The 15990-nt window shown below is 64.8% G+C and carries 16 protein-coding genes; 14 read left to right on the forward strand and 2 right to left on the reverse strand.

Translation table 11 applies throughout. The features are described from left to right. The first annotated feature begins 111 nt into the window (after positions 1-111). From C1N62_RS04720 to mlaA, 8 genes are read left to right on the forward strand one after another with little or no spacing between them, the layout of a single operon-like run. Positions 112-849, forward strand: a complete 738-nt coding sequence (locus tag C1N62_RS04720) for a heme ABC transporter permease (RefSeq protein ID WP_137762535.1) — start codon at positions 112-114, stop codon at positions 847-849. After that, positions 846-1067 (forward strand): heme exporter protein CcmD, encoded by a 222-nt coding sequence (gene ccmD / locus C1N62_RS04725; protein WP_137762536.1) that lies wholly within the window; start codon positions 846-848, stop codon positions 1065-1067. The genes C1N62_RS04720 and ccmD overlap by 4 nt, the downstream gene beginning before the upstream one ends. Further along, the gene (gene ccmE / locus C1N62_RS04730; RefSeq protein ID WP_137762537.1) at positions 1064-1552 is read left to right on the forward strand and encodes a cytochrome c maturation protein CcmE; all 489 of its coding nucleotides are present in this window, start codon (positions 1064-1066) and stop codon (positions 1550-1552) included. Before ccmD ends, ccmE begins: the two co-directional genes overlap by 4 nt. Continuing rightward, entirely contained in the window at positions 1549-3510 is a 1962-nt protein-coding gene (locus tag C1N62_RS04735) for a heme lyase CcmF/NrfE family subunit (RefSeq protein WP_137762538.1), read from the forward strand. Before ccmE ends, C1N62_RS04735 begins: the two co-directional genes overlap by 4 nt. Further along, the gene (locus C1N62_RS04740) at positions 3507-4061 is read left to right on the forward strand and encodes a DsbE family thiol:disulfide interchange protein (RefSeq protein ID WP_137762539.1); all 555 of its coding nucleotides are present in this window, start codon (positions 3507-3509) and stop codon (positions 4059-4061) included. The genes C1N62_RS04735 and C1N62_RS04740 overlap by 4 nt, the downstream gene beginning before the upstream one ends. Further along, on the forward strand, positions 4058-4516 hold the full coding sequence (locus C1N62_RS04745; protein WP_137762540.1) for a cytochrome c-type biogenesis protein: 459 nt from the start codon (positions 4058-4060) through the stop codon (positions 4514-4516). Before C1N62_RS04740 ends, C1N62_RS04745 begins: the two co-directional genes overlap by 4 nt. After that, complete coding sequence (gene ccmI / locus C1N62_RS04750; RefSeq protein ID WP_137762541.1) at positions 4516-5727, forward strand: c-type cytochrome biogenesis protein CcmI; 1212 nt, start codon at positions 4516-4518, stop codon at positions 5725-5727. Before C1N62_RS04745 ends, ccmI begins: the two co-directional genes overlap by 1 nt. A gap of 29 nt (positions 5728-5756) precedes the next feature. Further along, entirely contained in the window at positions 5757-6515 is a 759-nt protein-coding gene (gene mlaA / locus C1N62_RS04755; RefSeq protein WP_137762542.1) for a phospholipid-binding lipoprotein MlaA, read from the forward strand. A gap of 57 nt (positions 6516-6572) precedes the next feature. Here the strand turns inward: mlaA and fadL are convergent, their stop codons facing one another. Further along, complete coding sequence (gene fadL / locus C1N62_RS04760) at positions 6573-7850, reverse strand: long-chain fatty acid transporter FadL (RefSeq protein ID WP_137762543.1); 1278 nt, start codon at positions 7848-7850, stop codon at positions 6573-6575. Between the two features lie 388 nt (positions 7851-8238). Here fadL and C1N62_RS04765 point away from each other — a divergent pair, with 388 nt between their 5' ends. The 4 genes from C1N62_RS04765 (at position 8239) to sixA (ending at position 13121) form a co-directional block, all read left to right on the forward strand. Beyond that, positions 8239-8535, forward strand: a complete 297-nt coding sequence (locus tag C1N62_RS04765; protein WP_137762544.1) for a YfcZ/YiiS family protein — start codon at positions 8239-8241, stop codon at positions 8533-8535. 189 nt (positions 8536-8724) lie between these two features. Further along, the gene (fadI, locus tag C1N62_RS04770; RefSeq protein WP_137762545.1) at positions 8725-10035 is read left to right on the forward strand and encodes an acetyl-CoA C-acyltransferase FadI; all 1311 of its coding nucleotides are present in this window, start codon (positions 8725-8727) and stop codon (positions 10033-10035) included. Continuing rightward, on the forward strand, positions 10035-12224 hold the full coding sequence (gene fadJ, locus C1N62_RS04775; protein WP_137762546.1) for a fatty acid oxidation complex subunit alpha FadJ: 2190 nt from the start codon (positions 10035-10037) through the stop codon (positions 12222-12224). The genes fadI and fadJ overlap by 1 nt, the downstream gene beginning before the upstream one ends. A 414-nt stretch (positions 12225-12638) precedes the next feature. After that, the gene (gene sixA / locus C1N62_RS04780) at positions 12639-13121 is read left to right on the forward strand and encodes a phosphohistidine phosphatase SixA (RefSeq protein WP_137762547.1); all 483 of its coding nucleotides are present in this window, start codon (positions 12639-12641) and stop codon (positions 13119-13121) included. 34 nt (positions 13122-13155) lie between these two features. Here sixA and smrB read toward each other — a convergent pair whose 3' ends face one another. After that, positions 13156-13686, reverse strand: a complete 531-nt coding sequence (gene smrB / locus C1N62_RS04785) for an endonuclease SmrB (RefSeq protein ID WP_137762548.1) — start codon at positions 13684-13686, stop codon at positions 13156-13158. 192 nt (positions 13687-13878) lie between these two features. On the opposite strand from smrB, the gene prmB reads away from it, so the two are divergent. Together prmB and aroC are read left to right on the forward strand one after the other, a co-directional pair. After that, positions 13879-14811 carry a 50S ribosomal protein L3 N(5)-glutamine methyltransferase gene (gene prmB / locus C1N62_RS04790; protein ID WP_137762549.1) on the forward strand — a complete coding sequence of 311 codons (933 nt, stop codon included), beginning with the start codon at positions 13879-13881 and terminating at the stop codon, positions 14809-14811. Between the two features lie 77 nt (positions 14812-14888). Continuing rightward, on the forward strand, positions 14889-15974 hold the full coding sequence (gene aroC / locus C1N62_RS04795) for a chorismate synthase (protein ID WP_137762550.1): 1086 nt from the start codon (positions 14889-14891) through the stop codon (positions 15972-15974). Positions 15975-15990: the final 16 nt, after the last annotated feature.

The raw sequence follows: 15990 nt of genomic DNA on the forward strand, positions 1-15990 counted from the left end.
CGCCTGCAACACCCTGACGCCTGACAAGAGCGGCAACGGCCTGGCCGTATGCCGCCGCACCCTTTCCGGGCGGGCGCCGACACTTTGGAACATGACGACGAGCACTTAACAATGTGGAAATGGATACATCAACTCGGTAAGCCGGATCGGCTCTACCACCTGTGCGGCCGTTTCGCGCCCTGGTTTGGGCTGGCAGGCGCGATCTGCTTAGGGATTGGCTGGATCTGGGGCTTTGGATTCGCCCCGTCGGACTACCAGCAGGGCGAAAGCTACCGGATTATGTATATCCATGTGCCGGCCGCCATCTGGTCCATGGGCATCTACAGCGCGATGGCCACCGCCGCCTTCGTGGCGCTGGTGTGGCAGATGAAGATGGCGAATCTGGTGGTGGCAGCGATGGCACCGGTCGGCGCGGTATTCACGCTGATTGCGCTGGTGACCGGCTCCGCCTGGGGCAAGCCGATGTGGGGCACCTGGTGGATCTGGGACGCGCGCCTCACTTCCGAGCTGGTGCTGCTGTTCCTCTATCTGGGGGTGATTGCCCTCTACCATGCTTTCGAGGATCGCCGGCTGGCGGGCCGCGCCGCTGGCATTCTGGTGCTGGTCGGCATCGTCAATATCCCCATCATCCACTACTCGGTGCAGTGGTGGAACACCCTGCACCAAGGCTCCACCAACATGCAGCAGACCATTGACCCGAGTATGCGTTACCCGCTGCGCTGGGCGATTGCTGGCTACCTGCTCTTCTTTATTACCCTGGCGCTGCTGCGCCTGCGCAATCTGATCTTGCAGCAGGAGAGCCACCGCCCGTGGGCCTTATCCCTTTTTGCACGCAGGAGCCGCCCATGAGCGCCGCATTCCCTTCCTGGCACGCCTTTTTTGCGATGGGCGGCTACGCCTTCTACGTCTGGCTCTCGGTGGCCGTCACCCTGCTGGCACTGCTGGCGCTGGTGCTGCACACCGTCTGGCAGCGCCACCGGCTGATTGACGCCATCCGCCGCCGTGAGGCGCGTGCGGCACGCATCCGCCACGCCCGTGACACGCCAGCACAGGAGGGTGCACCATGAACCCACGCCGCAAAAACCGGCTCTATCTGGCGCTGGCGGTGCTGGTCGGCCTTGGCCTGACCGCCGCGCTGGTGCTCTACGCGCTGCGCTCGAACATCGACCTCTTCTATACGCCGAGCGAAATCCTCGACGGCAAGGGCGAGGCGCATGAGCGGCCGGAGCCGGGGCAGCATCTGCGCATCGGTGGCATGGTGATGCCCGGATCGGTCAAGCGTGACAGCCAGAGCCTGGAGGTGCGCTTCAAGGTGTATGACGCGCGCGGCGCGATTGAGGTCACTTACACCGGCATCCTGCCGGATCTGTTCCGCGAGGGGCAGGGCGTGGTGGCGCAGGGTGTGCTGGAGCCGGGCAACGTGGTCAACGCCAAGCAGGTGCTGGCCAAGCATGATGAGAAGTATGTGCCGCCGGAGGTGGCTGACGCGATGAAACAGAACCACAAGGGGCCGGCGGCGCAGTACCGCGCGGCGGACGGGGGCCACGCATGATCCCTGAGATTGGCAGCTTCCTGCTCTGTCTGGCGATGGCGATCGCCCTGTTGTTGAGCATCTACCCGCAGTGGGGCGCGGCGCGTCAGGATCTGCGGATGATGGCCACCGCCCGCCCGCTGGCCTATGGCCTGTTTGCCTGCATCGCCGGGGCGTTCGCCATTCTGGTGCACGCCTTTGTGGTGAACGACTTTACCGTGGCCTACGTCGCCACCAACTCCAACAGCCAACTGCCGGTCTACTACCGCGTCGCCGCCACTTGGGGCGCGCATGAAGGCTCGCTGCTGCTGTGGGTGCTGATGCTGAGCGGCTGGACGCTGGCGGTGGCGCTGCTGAGCCGCCGGATGCCGCAGGATGCGGTAGCGCGCGTGCTGTCGGTGCTCGGGATGATCAGCGGCGGCTTTTTGCTGTTCATTATCCTCACCTCCAACCCCTTTACCCGCACCCTGCCGGACTTCCCGATCGATGGCAGCGACCTCAACCCGCTGTTGCAGGACATTGGCCTGATCTTCCACCCGCCGCTGCTCTACATGGGCTACGTCGGCTTCTCGGTGGCCTTCGCCTTCGCCATCGCCTCGCTGATGGCTGGTCGGCTCGACACCGCCTGGGCGCGCTGGTCACGCCCGTGGACTACCGCGGCCTGGGTCTTCCTGACCATCGGCATCGTGCTTGGCTCCGCGTGGGCCTACTATGAGCTGGGCTGGGGCGGCTGGTGGTTCTGGGATCCGGTGGAGAACGCCTCCTTTATGCCGTGGCTGGCGGGCACCGCGCTGATCCACTCGCTGGCAGTGACCGAAAAACGCGGCACCTTCAAGGCCTGGACGGTGCTGCTGGCGATCACCGCCTTCTCGCTCTGCCTGCTCGGCACCTTCCTGGTGCGCTCGGGCGTGCTGGTGTCGGTGCACTCCTTTGCCTCTGACCCGCAGCGCGGGATGTTTATCCTCGCCTATCTGGTGATTGTGATTGGCAGTTCGCTGCTGCTCTATGCGGTGCGTGGCGCGCAGGTGCGCAGCCCCAGCCGCCATGAGCTGTTCTCCCGTGAGAGTTTCCTGCTCGGCAACAACGTGCTGCTGATTGCCGCGATGCTGGTGGTGCTGCTCGGCACCCTGCTGCCGCTGGTGCACAAGCAGCTTGGCCTTGGCAGCATCTCGATTGGCGAGCCGTTCTTCAACACCATGTTCACCTTCCTGATGGCCCCGCTGGCGCTGCTGCTGGGCATCGGGCCGCTGGTACGCTGGCGGCGCGACGACGCGGGCAAGTTCCGCCGGCGGCTGCTGGCTTCGCTGGCGGTGACGCTGCTGCTCTCCCTGCTGCTGCCGTGGCTGTTGCAGGATCGCATCGCTGGCATGACGGTGCTCGGCCTGATGATGGCGCTGTGGGTGACGCTGCTCACCCTGCTGGAGCTGCATGAGCGCGCCACCCACCGCCACAGCTTCTGGCGCGGCCTGACGACCCTCACCCGCAGCCACTGGGGCATGGTGCTCGGCCACCTCGGCGTGGCGGTGACGGTGATCGGCATCGCCTTCAGCCAGAATTACAGCGTCGAGCGCGACGTGCGGATGAAGGCGGGCGACAGCGTGGACATCCGCGGCTACCACTTCGTGTTCCGCGACGTCCATGCCATCCGTGGCCCCAACTACAGCGGCGGCGCGGGCATCATCGACGTCAGCGAAAATGGCAAGCCGGTGACGGTGCTGCGTGCCGAGAAGCGCTACTACAGCGTGGCGCGCAGCATGATGACCGAGGCGGCCATCGACGGCGGGCTGGTGCGGGATCTCTACGCCGCACTGGGCGAGGAGCTGGGCGACGGTGCCTGGGCGGTACGCCTCTACTATAAACCGTTCGTCCGCTGGATCTGGCTGGGCGGCCTGTTGATGGCGGCGGGCGGGGTGCTCTGCATCCTCGATCCGCGCTACCGGATGAAAAAGCGGGCGCTGCCCGCAGGGGAGGGCGCATGACGCGCAAGATGCTGTTCATTCCACTGGTGTTGTTCCTGCTGCTGGCGGCGGCGTTTTTGGTGCAGTTGCAGCGCAACGCCCACGGCGACGACCCGACGCGGCTGGAGTCGGCGCTGATTGGCCGACCGGTGCCGGTGTTCCAGCTGGAGTCGCTGGCCGAGCCGGGCAAAACCTACAGCCAGACGGTACTGCGCGACGGCAAGCCGCTGCTGCTAAACGTCTGGGCCACCTGGTGCCCGACCTGCCGCGCCGAGCACCAGTACCTCAACACGCTGGCGGCGCAGGGCGTGCGGGTGGTGGGGCTGAACTACAAGGATGACCGCACCAAGGCGGTCAACTGGCTCAACACCCTCGGCAACCCCTACGCCCTGAGCCTGTATGACGGCGACGGGATGCTGGGGCTGGATCTGGGCGTCTATGGCGCGCCGGAGACCTTCCTGATCGACGGCCAGGGGGTGATCCGCTACCGCCACGCTGGCGACCTGAATGCCGAGGTCTGGCGGCGTGAGGTCGAGCCGCTCTACCGCCGCTACGGCGGGGGGGCGTCATGAGGCGTTTCATGTTGCTGCTGGGGCTGCTGCTGTGCTTCGGCGTGCAGGCGGCCATCGATACCTACCACTTCGCCAACGTCGAGCAGGAGCAGCAGTACCGCGAGCTGACCGGCCAATTACGCTGCCCGAAGTGCCAGAACAACAGCATCGCCGACTCCAACTCGATGATTGCGGCGGACATGCGCAACAAGGTCTACCAGCTGATGGAGCAGGGGCAGTCGCGCCAACAAATTATCGATTACATGGTGGCGCGCTACGGCAATTTCGTCACCTATGAACCGCCGGTTACCCCCTCCACCCTGATCCTCTGGGTGGGGCCGATACTGTTTGTGTTGCTGGGCGCGGGCGTGATCTTTGGCCGCGCGCGCCGTCGGCAACGCGCCGCCCTGCTGCCGCCCGAAGAGCGGGCGCGGCTGGCGCAACTGTTGAATGATTCTGACAGGACACCTGACTGATGGCTTTTTGGCTGATTATCTTTTTGCTGCTGGTGCTGGCTGGCGCGCTGTTGGTGGTGCCGGTGCTGCGCCGTGGCCACTCCTCCCCGATGACCCGCGACAGCCTGAACAAGGCGCTCTACCACCATCGCCTCGCCGAACTGGCGCACGATGAGCAGCACGGCGTGGTGGAGGGCAAGCCGCAACTGATTGAGGAGTTGCAGGAGACGCTGCTGGCGGACATCCCCGGACAGGCGCGCGCTTCCGCCGCCCGGCCGATTGGCCGCTGGACGCTGATGCCCGGCCTGCTGGTGCTGGTGCTGCTGCCGATGGCCCTCTACCTGAAGAGTGGTGGGCTGGTACAGGTGGCGGAGTGGCATCAGGCGGTGGCCGATCTGCCAGCGCTGCGCGCGCGGGTGGCGGACGAGCACGCCGCGCCGCTGACGGCAGGTGAAGTGGCGCGCCTTGGGCTGGGCGTGCGCAGTGAGCTGCAACAGCAACCGGATAATGTGTCGGACTGGCTGCTGCTGGGGCGGGTCGGGGTGGCGCTGGACAACGCCGACACCGCCACCCAAGCCTTCGCCCGCGCCTACGCGCTGCAACCGGAAAACCGCGAGGCGCAGTTGAGTTACGCCGAGGTGCTGACCCGCTCCGCGGATGCCGAGCAGCAGAAGCAGGCGGAGCAGATCCTGCGCAAGCTGGGGGAAGCCAACCCGGCTGACCTGCGGGTACTCAATTTGCTGGCGCTCAACGCTTTCCAACAGGGGCAGTATGGCAAGGCGCTGGAGGGGTGGACGCTGATGCTGCGCGTGCTGCCGCCAGACGATCCGCGTGTTGACATGTTAAAGCGCAGCATTAGCCAAGCGCGTGCCAAGGCGGGTCTGGATAATGCGCGGCTCGCGGTGGCGGTCACGCTCTCCGCAGAGGCGGCCCGGCAGTTGCCAGCACAGGGGATGGTGATCCTCTCCGTGACCGATGGCCACAGCCCGGTGCCGGTAGCGGTAAAACGGCTCCCGCTCAGCCGTTTCCCGCTACAGTTAACTATTGATGATACCAATGCAATGATGCCTGAAAGGTTGCTTTCTTCCATACATCAGGCCAAAGTCAGGGTACGCATTTCGCCAGAGGGGCAGGCAGCGCCGCGCACCGGTGAGTGGTTTGGCGACAGCGCGCTGCTGTCGCTTGATGGGCAGCCACAGGTTAACATTGAGATTAATCAGCAGGTGCCATAAGGCCCCGCACCAAGAATAGGGAGAAAAGAATGGACTACCGCCTGTCTGGACTGGTCTTTGCCAGCGTACTGCTTGTTGGCTGCGCCAGTTCACCTGAGAAGGATCAGCAAGGGCGGTCTGACCCGCTTGAGGGCTTCAACCGGGCGATGTTCAGCTTCAACTACGACGTGCTGGACCCGTACATTGTGCGGCCAGTCGCCGTGGCGTGGCGTGACTACGTGCCGATGCCAGCGCGTAACGGGCTGAGCAACTTCACCAGCAACCTGGATGAGCCAGCGACGATGGTGAACTACTTCCTCGAGGGCAAGCCCTATGAGGGGGCGAAGCACTTCACGCGCTTCTTCCTCAACACCATCCTTGGGATGGGCGGGTTGATTGACGTCGCGGGCATGGCCAATCCCCAGCTGGCGCGTGAGGAGCCGCACCGCTTCGGCAGCACGCTGGGCTACTACGGCGTCGGCTACGGCCCCTATGTCGAACTGCCGGGCTATGGCAGCTTCACCATCCGTGAGGATGGCGGCGAGTGGGTGGACAAACTCTACCCGCCGCTCAGCTACCTGACCTTCTGGATGTCGGTCGGCAAGTGGGCGGTGGAGGGGATCGAAACCCGCGCCCAGCTGCTGGACTCCGATGGGCTGCTGCGTAACGCCTCCGATCCGTACCTGATGGTGCGCGAGGCCTACTTCCAGCGCCACGACTTCCTGGCGAATGGCGGCAAGCTCACCCCGACCACCAACCCGAACGCGGCGGCGATCCAGGGCGACCTGGATGACATCGACTCGCAGTGACCGGCCTGCTGGCATAAAAAAAGCGCCCCTCGGGGCGCTTTTTTTGTGGGCGGCAACCTAGAACAGGTAGTTGAAGTTCACGCCGTAGAGCCACGCCTTGCCTTCGGAGTCAAACTCGTAGTTCGGCAGGCTGGCGGAGACCTGTTCGCTGATGTGCACTTTCTTGCCGTGCATATAGGAGACACCCACGTCCACCGAGGCATCGCGGTTGAAGGCGTAGGTGGTGCCAGCGCTCAGCCAGAAGCGATCCTGATCCGGGATGGAGATGGTGCGGTTCTGCGCGGGGATCGGGCTGTCATCGAAGGCAATACCGGCGCGGAAGGTCCAGTTGTCATCATGGTAGTAGGTGGTACCGAGCGCCAGACGGTAGGCGTCGCGGAAGCCTTCGTGCTTCTCGAACAGCGTCTGGCCTTGGGTGCCGGTGGCCTTCAGCTGCTGGAACTGGCTCCAGCTGGTGTAGGTCAGGCTGTAGTGGATCGCCCACTGCGGCGCCACGCGGTTGTAGCCCGACACTTCCCACATCTCTGGCAGGTTGAGCGTCAGCGCGCCGGGGATGGTGCTACCGCCGGTACCGCCCAGCAACCTCGGCAGCTCATTGCTGTAGTCGCCGTCAAAGTCGATGTCCACCTTCGAGCGGTAGGTCAGGCTGTAGCGGTTATTGTCATCCACCTCATACAGCAGGCCCGCGTTCCAGCCATAGCCCCACTCGTCACCCTTCAGGCGGGCGATCTGGGTATCCGCCGAGATCAGGCCACGGCTGGAGAGCACGCCCGCCTCGCCAGCGGTGCGCTCAATCTTGGCGCGCGCGTAGACCGCGTCAAAGCCCACGCCAAAACTGAAGTGGCGGTTGAAGCGGTAAGCGGTGCTCAGGTTGAAGTTGGCGGTCTTCAGCTCGGTCTTGCCGCCCAACGGGCCAGCGGCGTAACCGCTGTTGAACTCGGTGGCGAGGCCATAGTTGGAGGTGACGGAGGCGCCCACTGACCACTGGTCATCCAGCGGCATGATGAAGTGGATGTTCGGGATCCACTCGGCGGGCGCGATGTTGGAGGAGCTGGTGTCCGCCCCGGTCAGCGGTGAGGAGCCGCTGATGTCCACATCCGGGTCGATATAGATCGCGCCGACGGAGAAGGCCGGGCGATCAAACATGGTCATGGTTGCCGGGTTGCGGCTGCCGGAGGCGGCGTTGTCCGCCATGGCCCCTTCGCCAGAGAAGGAACGGCCCAGCCCGGCGGCGGAGTACTCGTTCAGGAGAAAGCCTGCGGCATACGCCTGGGTGGAGACCAGTGCCACAGCCGCTGCCAGTGCGGTTCTTTTAAACAGGTTTTTCTGGTTCATGACCAAAACCTCAGTTATGTGTTTATTTTTTGCAATGTTACATGAAGTAACAAGGAGCGCGGATTGTAGGGGCGGGGACGTCCCTGACAAATCAGACCAGTGAGCGAATTATAGGGTTGTCGAGGGTTTGTGTTGCAATATTGTTTTGCACTTATTTCCCTTTTGATAACAAAAGTTAGATCCAACCAACAATTTTCTTTCAGTAAGGGCGAACTATTTACTTCTGACCGATCGCGGCGGGGATTTTCATGGCAATTGATCGGGATAAAAGCCCTGCAAACAGTAAGGGCTGGTGGATCGGGGGCGGCAGGCGTAAAATCTTACCCATCTTTTCGCTTTCTGTGCCATTCCCTGATGGCCCCATCACGTTTTGCCGAGGAGTAGACCTATGTCTGATGTAACCCAAGCCTGCCATGCCGAAGAGACCGCCGCCTGCTGCTGCGTGGATGTCGGCACCGTCATGGACAACACTGACTGCACCGCCGCCTACCGCCACACTTTCGCTGACCGCGCCGCCGCCGAGGCGATGCAGGCCACGCTGACCGAAAAGGCGCGCCAGGTGGAGTCCGATCCCTGCCAGATTGAGAGCCGCATGGTGGAGGAGGGCGAGGGCGTCAGCCTGGAGATGTCATTTGCCTTTGCCTGCCAGGCGGAGGCGTTGATTTTCCAGCTCGCCTTGCGCTAATCCCACCTGACTCCCCCCGCTCCGGCGGGGTTTTTTTTGCCCCTCCCTCCCGCCTGCCGCCGAAAAGGGTGCTCAGGCTCCCATTTCTCCCCGCCTGCGGTTTGCGACATGTAAGCAATGGGTTAACAATATTGGTTCAGGTCTGACCTGTTAACGCAGGCGGCCCGCATCTCTTGTTCAGGAGCGACTATGGGAAAGGTGTTACCGCTGGTCACGCGGAGCGGCGACCGCATCGCGATCGTGGATGGCCTGCGCACGCCGTTTGCCCGGCAGGCAACGGCATTCCACGGCGTGCCAGCCGTGGATCTCGGCAAAATGGTGGTCAGCGAGCTGTTGGCGCGCAGCGGGCTGGATCCGCAGGTGATTGACCAGCTGGTGTTCGGCCAGGTGGTGCAGATGCCGGAAGCGCCCAACATTGCGCGCGAAATTGTGCTCGGCACCGGCATGAGCACCGCCACCGACGCCTACAGCGTGTCACGCGCCTGCGCCACCAGCTTCCAGGCGGTGGCCAACGTGGCGGAGAGCATTCTGGCGGGCACCGTGCAGGTGGGCATCGCTGGCGGCGCGGACTCCTCGTCAGTGCTGCCGATCGGCGTCAGCAAGGCGCTGGCGCGCACGCTGGTGGACGCCAACAAGGCGCGCAGCCTGTCGCAGCGACTCAAGCTGTTCAGCCGCTTGCGGCCGCGTGATCTGCTGCCGGTGCCGCCAGCGGTGGCGGAGTACTCCACCGGCCTGCGGATGGGCGACACCGCTGAGCAGATGGCGAAAAGCCACGGCATCAGCCGCGAGGCACAGGATGCGCTGGCGCACCGCTCCCACCAATTGGCGGCGGCGGCCTGGCGTGATGGCTTGCTCAGCGAGCAGGTGATGGCGGCTCACGTGCCGCCCTACCGCACGCCGCTGGTGGAGGACAACAACATCCGCCGCGAATCCAAGCCAGAGGACTACGCCCGGCTGCGCCCGGCCTTTGACCGGCGGCACGGCAGCGTCACCGCCGCCAACAGCACGCCCCTCACCGACGGGGCGGCGGCGGTGCTGCTGATGAGCGAGTCACGCGCCGCCGCCCTCGGCATGGCGCCGCTTGGCTATCTGCGCAGCTACGCCTTCACCGCCATCGACGTGCGGGAGGATATGCTGCTCGGCCCGGCCTACGCCACGCCGCTGGCGCTGGAGCGCGCTGGCCTGCAACTGGCGGATCTGGATCTGGTGGACATGCACGAGGCATTCGCCGCCCAGACGCTGGCGAACCTGAAGATGTTCGCCAGCCCCGCCTTCGCGCGGGACAAACTCCAGCGCCCACAGCCGCTGGGCGAGGTTGACCCGGAAAAATTCAACGTGCTGGGCGGCTCCATCGCCTACGGCCACCCCTTCGCCGCCACCGGCGCGCGCATGATCACCCAAACCCTGCATGAGCTACGCCGCCGTGGCGGCACGCTGGGCCTGACCACCGCCTGCGCGGCGGGCGGGCTGGGCGCGGCCATGATTCTGGAGATTGCCTGATGAGCCTTGACGCCACTCCCCAGCCGGCCAGCCCGGAGCCGGTGCACGAGGGCCACGCCGCGCCGTCGGCTTTCCACTTTATGCTGCGGCCGGACGGCGTCGGGGTGATCACCCTCGACGTGCCGGGCGAAACCATGAACACCCTGAAGGCGGAGTTTGCCGAACAGTTGGTGGCGGTGCTGCACGAGGCGCAGCGCCAGCCCGGTTTGCAGGGGCTGGTGATCATCTCCGGCAAGCCCGACTCCTTTATTGCGGGCGCGGACATCGGCATGATTGCCGGTTGCCGCAGCGCCGCCGAGGCGACCCGGCTGGCGAAAAAGGGGCAGGCAACGATGGCGCAGGTGGCCGCCTTCCCGGTGCCGGTGGCGGCGGCGATCCACGGCCCCTGCCTTGGCGGCGGGCTGGAGCTGGCGCTGGCCTGCCACTACCGCATCTGCACCCTCGACCCCAAAACGGTGATTGGCCTGCCAGAGGTGCAACTTGGCCTGCTGCCCGGATCCGGCGGCACCCAGCGCCTGCCCCGGCTGGTGGGGGCCAGCAAGGCGCTGGAGCTGATCCTCACTGGCCGCCACCTGCGCGCCCGTCAGGCGCAAAAGCTGGGGCTGGTGGATGACGCGGTACCGGCCTCCATCCTCCTGGAGAGCGCGGCGGCGCAGGTGAAACGCGGCTGGCGCGCCTCACGCCCGCTGCCGTGGCGCGAACGGCTGCTGGGCGGGCCGCTCGGCAAAAGGCTGCTGTTTTCGCTGGTGCGCCGCCAGACGCGTGCCAAAACCCAGGACAATTACCCGGCACCGGAGCGGGTGCTGGAGGTGGTGCGCAAAGGGCTGGAGGAGGGCAGTACCAGCGGCTACGCCGCCGAGGCGCAAGCCTTCGGCGAATTGGCGATGACGCCGGAGTCAGCGGCGCTGCGCAGCCTGTTTTTCGCCAGCACTGCACTGAAAAAAGCGCCACCCAGCGCGGCGGAGCCAGCCCCGCTGGCGCGCATCGGCGTGCTGGGCGGTGGGCTGATGGGCGGCGGTATCGCCAGCGTCACCGCCACCCGCGCCCAGTTGCCGGTGCGGATCAAAGACATCACCCCGGCGGGGATTGGCCACGCGCTCCAGACCAGCTGGGCATCGCTCAGCAAGCAGGTGGCGCGCAAGCGGCTCACCGCCGCCGAGCGCGGCCGGCAGATGATGCTGATCACCGGCGACACCCACTACCGCGGCTTCGCGCACCTTGATCTGGTGGTGGAGGCGGTGTTTGAGGATCTGGCGCTCAAGCAGCAGATGGTGGCGGAGGTGGAGCAGCACGCCGCGCCGCACACCATTTTCGCCTCCAACACCTCCTCGCTGCCGATTGCGCAGATTGCCGAGGGCGCGCAGCGCCCGCAGCAGGTGATTGGGCTGCACTACTTCAGCCCGGTGGAGAAGATGCCGCTGGTGGAGGTGATCCCCCACGCTGGCACCGACGCGCGCACCCTGGCGACCACCGTGGATCTGGCGCGCCGTCAGGGCAAGACGGCGATTGTGGTGGCGGATCGCGCTGGCTTCTACGTCAACCGCATCCTCGCACCCTATATTAATGAGGCGGCGCGCTGCCTGCTGGAGGGGGAGCCGGTGGATCGCATCGACCGGGCGCTGGTGCGCTTTGGCTTCCCGGTTGGCCCGCTGATGCTGCTGGATGAGGTGGGGATCGACGTCGGCACCAAAATCGTGCCGGTGCTGGTACGCGAGCTGGGGCCGCGTTTTGCCGCGCCAGAGGCGTTCGACGCGCTACTGAAAGATGAGCGCAAGGGGCGCAAGAACCGCCGGGGCTTCTACCTCTACCCCACGCGCACGCTGCCGTTGGTAAAGCGCAGTAAACAGCCCGACCCGGCGGTCTACCGGCTGCTGGGCGTGACGCCGCAGTCGCGGCTGTCGGAGCAGCAGATCGCTGAGCGCTGCGTGCTGATGATGCTCAATGAGGCGGTACGCTGTCTGGATGAGCAGGTGATCCGTAGCGCACGTGACGGCGACATTGGGGCGGTGTTTGGCATCGGCTTCCCGCCGTTCCTCGGTGGGCCGTTCCGCTATCTCGACCAACGTGGGGCCGGGCCGGTGGTGGCCGACCTGCGGGCGCTGGCGGCGCGCTACGGCGATCGCTTCACGCCCTGTGAGCGGCTGGTGACGATGGCCGAGCAGGCGCAGCGTTTCTACCCAGAGGCGTAACATGCTATGCAACTCTGCGGCCAACCCGGTGATGATTAAAGCATTTAGTGACGGCGATCACTGCTTGCCCTCTTGCCCCCGGCACAGGCTGTACAGCCGGAGAGGGGAGGACTACCGTAAACAGAGAGGCCATCTGGCAAAGAACGTCGTTTTTACAAAACTTTGCGCGGCGCGCAGCCGTGAATAAAATGTTGAATTGGTGGTTAAATAACCAGTACTTGCCGACCCACCCGTGGGTTGCTCTAAAAAACAGCATTTTCTTTGTGTCAACTTTGAGGCAAAATGCCCGGCCGCCATAGAAGAGACGGCGCGTTATCGTTAAAGGGTTGCCCTCTGGAGAGAGGGGAAGACAGCGATACAGCACGCGACGCGTTTCCTGTATGGCGTTATTTTGTCAAACAAAAACGGTGCACTATGCAAGTTTTGATTATGCGTCACGGCGAGGCTGCCCTTGAGGCCGCCAGCGATGCGGTAAGACCGCTTACCCCCTGTGGCCGTGAAGAGTCCCAACAGATGGCGGCCTGGCTGAATGCCAAACCGCTGAACATTGACCGGGTGCTGGTCAGCCCCTATCTGCGTGCTGAACAGACGCTGGCCACCGTGCGCGGCACGCTGACGCTGCCGGAAGATGAGGATGTGCTCTCCGAACTGACCCCCGGCGGCGACGCCGGGCTGGTGGCCTGCTACCTCGAGGCGCTGGCGAAAGAGGGCGTCTCCACGGTGCTGGTGGTGTCGCACCTGCCGCTGGTGGGTTATCTGGTGGCCGAGCTCTGCCCCGGCGAGTGCCCGCCGATGTTCGCTACCTCCGCGATCGCCAGCGTCACCCTGGATGCCGACAGCGGCAAAGGGACGTATGACTGGCAGTTCAGCCCCGCGCAGGTGATGGCGCGCGTCTGATGCCCCCGGCCGGCGTCCGCCGGCCTCCCTCCCGCTACTGCGCCAGCTCCACCAACACCAGCAACGCCGCGTCGCCGCCAAACAGCTTGGGCGCCTGATGGAACGCCATCACATCCGGGTGTTGCGCCAGCCACAGCGGCGTCTGCTGCTTCAAAATATGTTTGCCGTGCCCATGCATCACGCAGGCGCAGTGCACATGCTCGCGGCGGCAGGCGGCGATCAACGCCCCCAGCTCCTGCTTCGCCTCATGCTGCGTCAGGCCGTGCAGGTCGAGGAACAGATCTGGCGTATAGTCGCCGCGCCGCAGCTTCTTCACCTCAAAATGATCGACGCCGGGCCGCACATAGCGCACCGGGCCTTCGCTCTCCAGCAGCGGCTGGAACTCATCCGAGAAGTAGTGGGTGGCATCCACCTGCTCCTGCAACAGCCGTTTCGGCGTCGCGACCTTCACCTTCTGGCGGCTCGGCGGGTGCATGATGGTGTCATTGTGCAGCCGTTTGGTGCCGCTCAGGGCCTCACGGAACAGCTGCTGCTCTTCGCTGGTAAGCGGGTATCGGTTCTTCATGTGGGTCGTGGAAACCGTCGTTGACAGAGAAAGTAACCCGGAGTTTACCTGCTCCGGCGGCAAATGTCTGGCCGGGCGTGGCGGCGTGTTTGCCGCTGTGACTATAGCTGCTGATTTGTCGGCCGCTTCATGGCACACTAGTCGGCATTTTGTAAGGCGGCGGCCAGAACCGCCGCAGCGTGGGAGAACACTTTGGACAAGATTTTCGTCGACGAAGCCGTCAGTGAGCTGCATACCATTCAGGATATGCTGCGCTGGGCCGTCAGCCGCTTCAACGCGGCCAACCTTTACTATGGCCACGGCACCGACAACGCTTGGGACGAGGCGGTGCAGCTGGTGCTGCCAACCCTCTACCTGCCGATGGACATCCCGGAGGACATGCGCGGCGCGCGCCTGACTGCCAGCGAGCGCCACCGCATCGTTGAGCGGGTGATCCGCCGCGTCAATGAGCGGGTGCCGGTCGCCTACCTGACCAACAAGGCTTGGTTCTGCGGGCTGGAATTCTATGTTGACGAGCGCGTGCTGGTGCCGCGTTCGCCGATTGGCGAGCTGATCGACAACCGCTTCAGCGGCCTGCTGAGCGAGCCGCCGCAGTATGTGCTCGACATGTGCACCGGCAGCGGCTGCATCGCCATCGCCTGTAGCTACGCCTTCCCGGAAGCGGAAGTGGACGCGGTGGACATCTCCGAAGATGTACTGGCGGTCACGGAGCGCAATATCCAGGAGCATGGCGTTGAGCAGCAGGTCACGCCGATCCGCTCTGACCTGTTCCGCGCGCTGCCGCCGCTGCGCTACGACCTGATCGTCACCAACCCGCCCTATGTGGACGAGGAGGACATGTCCGACCTGCCTGAGGAGTTCCGCTTTGAGCCGGAGCTGGGGCTGGCGGCCGGTAGCGACGGCCTGAAGCTGGTGCGCCGCATCCTGGCCTGCGCGCCGGACTACCTCAGCGACGAGGGTGTGCTGGTGTGCGAAGTGGGCAACAGCATGGTGCACCTGATGGAGCAGTACCCGGACATCCCCTTCACCTGGCTGGAGTTTGAGAACGGCGGCGACGGCGTCTTCACCCTGACCCGCCAGCAGCTGGTGGATTGCCACGCGCACTTCGCGATGTACCGCTCGTAAGCGCCACGCCGCGCCTCCCCGGCGCGGCAGGGCCAGCGGGCCAACCACAGAACCAAAATCAAAAGTAAGGAGCCGTGATGGCAGGGAACAGTATTGGGCAGTTTTTCCGCGTCACCACTTTTGGGGAGTCCCACGGCGTGGCGCTCGGTTGCATCGTTGATGGCGTGCCGCCGGGCATCCCGCTGACCGAGGCAGATCTCCAGCATGACCTCGACCGCCGCCGTCCGGGCACCTCGCGCTACACCACCCAGCGCCGCGAGCCGGATCAGGTAAAAATCCTCTCCGGGGTATTTGAGGGCGTCACCACCGGCACCAGCATCGGCCTGCTGATTGAGAACACCGACCAGCGTTCGCAGGACTACAGCGCGATCAAGGATGTGTTCCGTCCCGGCCACGCCGACTACACCTATGAGCAGAAGTATGGCCTGCGCGACTACCGTGGTGGCGGCCGCTCCTCGGCACGTGAAACCGCGATGCGCGTCGCGGCCGGTGCCATCGCCAAGAAATATTTGCAGATGAAGCACGGCGTGCAGGTGCGCGGCTTCCTGGCGCAGATGGGCGACGTGCAGTGCGAGCTGAAAGATTGGGCGCAGGTGGAGCAGAACCCCTTCTTCTGCCCGGATCCGGCGAAGATTGAGGCGCTCGACGAGATGATGCGTGCGCTGAAGAAAGAGGGCGACTCCATCGGTGCGAAAGTGACGGTGGTGGCGGAGAATGTGCCGGCTGGCCTCGGCGAGCCGGTGTTTGACCGTCTGGACGCCGATCTGGCCCACGCGCTGATGAGCATCAACGCGGTGAAGGGCGTTGAGGTGGGCGACGGCTTTGCGGTGGTGAACAAGCGCGGCAGCGAAAACCGTGACGAGATCACCCCGGATGGCTTCCAGAGCAACCACGCTGGCGGCGTGCTGGGCGGCATCAGCAGCGGCCAGCCGGTGATCGCCCATCTGGCGTTGAAACCGACCTCCAGCATCATGGTGCCGGGGCGTACCCTCAACCGTCAGGGTGAGGCGGTGGAGATGGTGACGCGCGGCCGCCACGACCCGTGCGTCGGCATCCGTGCGGTGCCGATTGCGGAAGCGATGATGGCCATCGTGCTGATGGACCACCTGCTGCGCCAGCGCGCGCAGTGCGCGGACGTCACGCCCCCACTGCCACGCTGGTAACGCCGATGAGCAGATC

The organism is Nissabacter sp. SGAir0207, from assembly GCF_005491205.1.
Classification (GTDB): domain Bacteria; phylum Pseudomonadota; class Gammaproteobacteria; order Enterobacterales; family Enterobacteriaceae; genus Chimaeribacter.

Excerpts from the sequence above, each read along its gene's own strand:
- ccmD (WP_137762536.1), top strand. The coding sequence starts at position 846 with ATGAGCGCCGCATTCCCTTCCTGGCACGCCTTTTTTGCGATGGGCGGC.
- fadL (WP_137762543.1), bottom strand. The coding sequence starts at position 7,850 with ATGAACCAGAAAAACCTGTTTAAAAGAACCGCACTGGCAGCGGCTGTG.
- smrB (WP_137762548.1), bottom strand. The coding sequence starts at position 13,686 with ATGAAGAACCGATACCCGCTTACCAGCGAAGAGCAGCAGCTGTTCCGT.
- ccmE (WP_137762537.1), top strand. The coding sequence starts at position 1,064 with ATGAACCCACGCCGCAAAAACCGGCTCTATCTGGCGCTGGCGGTGCTG.
- sixA (WP_137762547.1), top strand. The coding sequence starts at position 12,639 with ATGCAAGTTTTGATTATGCGTCACGGCGAGGCTGCCCTTGAGGCCGCC.
- C1N62_RS04745 (WP_137762540.1), top strand. The coding sequence starts at position 4,058 with ATGAGGCGTTTCATGTTGCTGCTGGGGCTGCTGCTGTGCTTCGGCGTG.
- C1N62_RS04720 (WP_137762535.1), top strand. The coding sequence starts at position 112 with ATGTGGAAATGGATACATCAACTCGGTAAGCCGGATCGGCTCTACCAC.
- C1N62_RS04740 (WP_137762539.1), top strand. The coding sequence starts at position 3,507 with ATGACGCGCAAGATGCTGTTCATTCCACTGGTGTTGTTCCTGCTGCTG.
- fadI (WP_137762545.1), top strand. The coding sequence starts at position 8,725 with ATGGGAAAGGTGTTACCGCTGGTCACGCGGAGCGGCGACCGCATCGCG.
- ccmI (WP_137762541.1), top strand. The coding sequence starts at position 4,516 with ATGGCTTTTTGGCTGATTATCTTTTTGCTGCTGGTGCTGGCTGGCGCG.
- mlaA (WP_137762542.1), top strand. The coding sequence starts at position 5,757 with ATGGACTACCGCCTGTCTGGACTGGTCTTTGCCAGCGTACTGCTTGTT.
- C1N62_RS04735 (WP_137762538.1), top strand. The coding sequence starts at position 1,549 with ATGATCCCTGAGATTGGCAGCTTCCTGCTCTGTCTGGCGATGGCGATC.
- aroC (WP_137762550.1), top strand. The coding sequence starts at position 14,889 with ATGGCAGGGAACAGTATTGGGCAGTTTTTCCGCGTCACCACTTTTGGG.
- C1N62_RS04765 (WP_137762544.1), top strand. The coding sequence starts at position 8,239 with ATGTCTGATGTAACCCAAGCCTGCCATGCCGAAGAGACCGCCGCCTGC.
- fadJ (WP_137762546.1), top strand. The coding sequence starts at position 10,035 with ATGAGCCTTGACGCCACTCCCCAGCCGGCCAGCCCGGAGCCGGTGCAC.